Source organism: Herbaspirillum sp. B65 (assembly GCF_000333555.1).
In the GTDB taxonomy this organism is placed as follows: domain Bacteria; phylum Pseudomonadota; class Gammaproteobacteria; order Burkholderiales; family Burkholderiaceae_D; genus Herbaspirillum; species Herbaspirillum rubrisubalbicans.
Genome location: NZ_BADI01000310.1, coordinates 1 through 2,689, shown reverse-complemented (window position 1 = coordinate 2,689; position 2,689 = coordinate 1). Strand labels below are relative to the sequence as shown.

The following is a 2,689-nucleotide window of genomic DNA, read 5'->3' as shown; positions in this document are numbered from 1 at the left end:
TCAGAAACCCCGAGCCGTCCCATAGCGAAAGAGCGAGTTGCGAAAGCAGATGTACAGCGCCATATGGCTAAAATTGCATGGAGCGATGAGAGGAATAAGAACGAGCCCAACAAGGTCAGGGAATTTAGAAAGTCACTGATGAAGTGCCCAGTGGTTTCGCAGATATTTGATCCATGGTACCTGGACACCAATAGCAAAGACAAAAATGCGCCAATCCGGAATATGCAAATAACAGATAACGAGAAGACACACGTGCGTCATTTTGATATCACTATCTTAGCGTCAGAAATCCTGTGAAAAACAAATCTCATCTTGCTCTATTTCATACGTTCTTCATCCTCTGCACTGCTGCATGGGCAAGCCCATCGCATACTGATTTCCACCCCATTAATGTTCATGGAGAGATGAAAGATAACGCATGTCTTCCCCAAAAAAAGCAGTCCATGCTGGCGACACTACCGGAGGATGCGCGTGACTTGGTTGACACCCTTTTATGCGCTGAAAAAACAGAAGCCAGCAAGACCTACTTGTTACGACACATGCGTAAATTCATCAAAAGCAAAGAGGTGGATGAAAACTATATAGAGCGCACCAAGTCGATCAAAGCCGACGGCGAACTTGCAGAACGATTGCTGAGCGTAGGCGAAGCCTGGGATGTAAGTCTAGACATCACCGCCGATCGGATCAGCATCACCTACATGCCCAATGAAGCCTGCCTCTCCGGCCGGGAATTGGTGCGCAAAAAAGGGAGATGGTGGATCACCGAAACCGACGATGCCTGCGATTAGAATCAACTTATACGATGTTGTCCTACCTCACCCTCGGCGATGAAATCTAAATATCCTCTCGTACTATTTCTCCCAATGTTCTTCTTATTTCCAGATCCGATCAGCGCCGCGAACCTTGAACTTCGCAGTTCGTTTCGCGCAGGGGAAAATGGGTTCGCGTTCGAAGTAGGAAAACATACGGTTTCTATTCAGCTAGGTATCCGAGTGAGCGACTGGGCCGTCAACTGTTCAAGAACCCGTGCCATTGCATGGGGACAAGATCTAAGTAAAGCGCGGATAGGCGCCCCGCCCGTTAGCAAGGTGTACGTCATCGATCTAGAAAGGAGAAAGCCTATCAATCATTACACGAGGACGAGGGGTCCCTACGAAGCGGCCTTCAGTAGGAATCAAAAAACAGCGATAGTGGATGAAGATGTCGTGGACCTGAGAACAGGAAAGGTGGTCGACATGATTTACGACATGAACCTTGATCTGGAAAATTGTCCATCATTTCCGGGAAAACAGTCGGACTAGAACGTTTCAATCGATGATGAACGTCCGTATGCCGAGGGTGTTTCACGCTACCGGGTCTATCTCAATATCGACCGGATGCCGCTGGAACTGTCTGTCCTGCACGATCCCACCGTGATCGACCCGCTGGACGCTCACGCCCCCATCAAGCCCGAAAAAGACGTATCCAGCCCTATCCCACCCTAGAACTTGGACGACACCGCCACCCCCCACTTACGTTCGGCATCGCCGCTATCAGGCAACGGACCATCGGAATAATCCAGGCTCAGGCCGACGTTCTGGTTGAAGTTATAGGTCAGCACCGATTTCCAGTAATGGATGCTGCGGTTGCCTTGCAAGGCCTTCAGTCCGGTGAAGGTGGTGGTGAAGTCGAACGGCAGCGCCGGATTGGTGGAAGACAGCGTGAAACCGGCCTGCGCCCCCAGGCGGATGAAGTCGCGATGCTGCGCATAGACGTCCGGGTCGCCACGATTGATGTAGATACCGTTGCGGCTCTGGCCGATCAGGATGGGCTTGAAGGCCAGCCCATTGCCCCAGCGCAGGAAATCATTGAGTATGCCCGGCCGCACCGGCGTCAGGGTGAAGTTGACCGTCAACAGGCGGCTGCCATCGGTGTTGTTGACCAGGTAGTCGGGACGCGCGGTCAGGTCTTCGGTATTGGCCGTGTCGGCGTGGGCGAAATGGAAGGCCGATAACATGCCGACCTGGCTGGTGCGCGTGGTGGTGATTTCGGGATTGCCGGAATCATAGTTGATGACGCGATTCTGCTTGAAGCCGACGTAAGGTACCGCCTCGTAGGTGCTGCCCGGCTCCCCCATGGGGCGCTTGTCCAGCGCATAGCCGGCATAGACCACCACATCATTGGTGCGCGACTGCGCCACGTCGTCATTGGCCAGCGCCAGGCGGGCGCGATCCACCGAGGCAAAGGCGGCCTTGTCGCGATGATCGATGGAGAGCTGGTCGGGGTTGCCGCGGATGCGTAAATGATCCATCCAGCTTACCTGCTGAGGCGCGGCCGTAGCCGCCGCCGGGGGCGCGACCGGCCCCTTGGCCAAGGAAGCTCCCGTCGTCGGCGCCACACCCATCTGCAAGGCGGCAGCGGCATGAGTCAGCGTGGGGCTGGCCTCGGCCACCGTGCAGTGGAGCGCGACCCGGCTGTCGTCGCGAAAGAAGGTGCTGGCCCGGCTATCAGCGGTGGGCTGGGCCAGAAAGCGGGCATCCTTGCCGTCGAGCAGTGCCTGGACGTCCTCGGCCATATGGTCGACGTTGCAGCTATCACCCGAGCAGGCCTGGCCCGCGGCTCTCTCCAGCGCTCGTTTGTGCAGCAGCCAGGCGACCAGTGCGCGCGGCGAAGACAGCGGCGCCGGTTCCTGCCGACCGAGAGATAAGCG

Annotated in this window: 3 protein-coding genes; 2 read left to right on the top strand and 1 reads right to left on the bottom strand. The window is 55.9% G+C overall.

Annotated features, from left to right (window positions below; genetic code table 11):
• The coding region (locus I5W_RS32780; protein WP_252716944.1) for a hypothetical protein at positions 1-297 on the top strand (297 nt) is incomplete at its 5' end.
• Positions 294-788, top strand: a complete 495-nt coding sequence (locus tag I5W_RS07935) for a hypothetical protein (RefSeq protein WP_148289057.1) — start codon at positions 294-296, stop codon at positions 786-788. The genes I5W_RS32780 and I5W_RS07935, both read left to right, overlap by 4 nt.
• Before the next feature lie 692 nt (positions 789-1,480).
• Here the strand turns inward: I5W_RS07935 and I5W_RS07925 are convergent.
• Positions 1,481-2,689: hypothetical protein (locus tag I5W_RS07925; RefSeq protein ID WP_044528822.1), on the bottom strand; the 1,209-nt coding region annotated here is incomplete at its 5' end.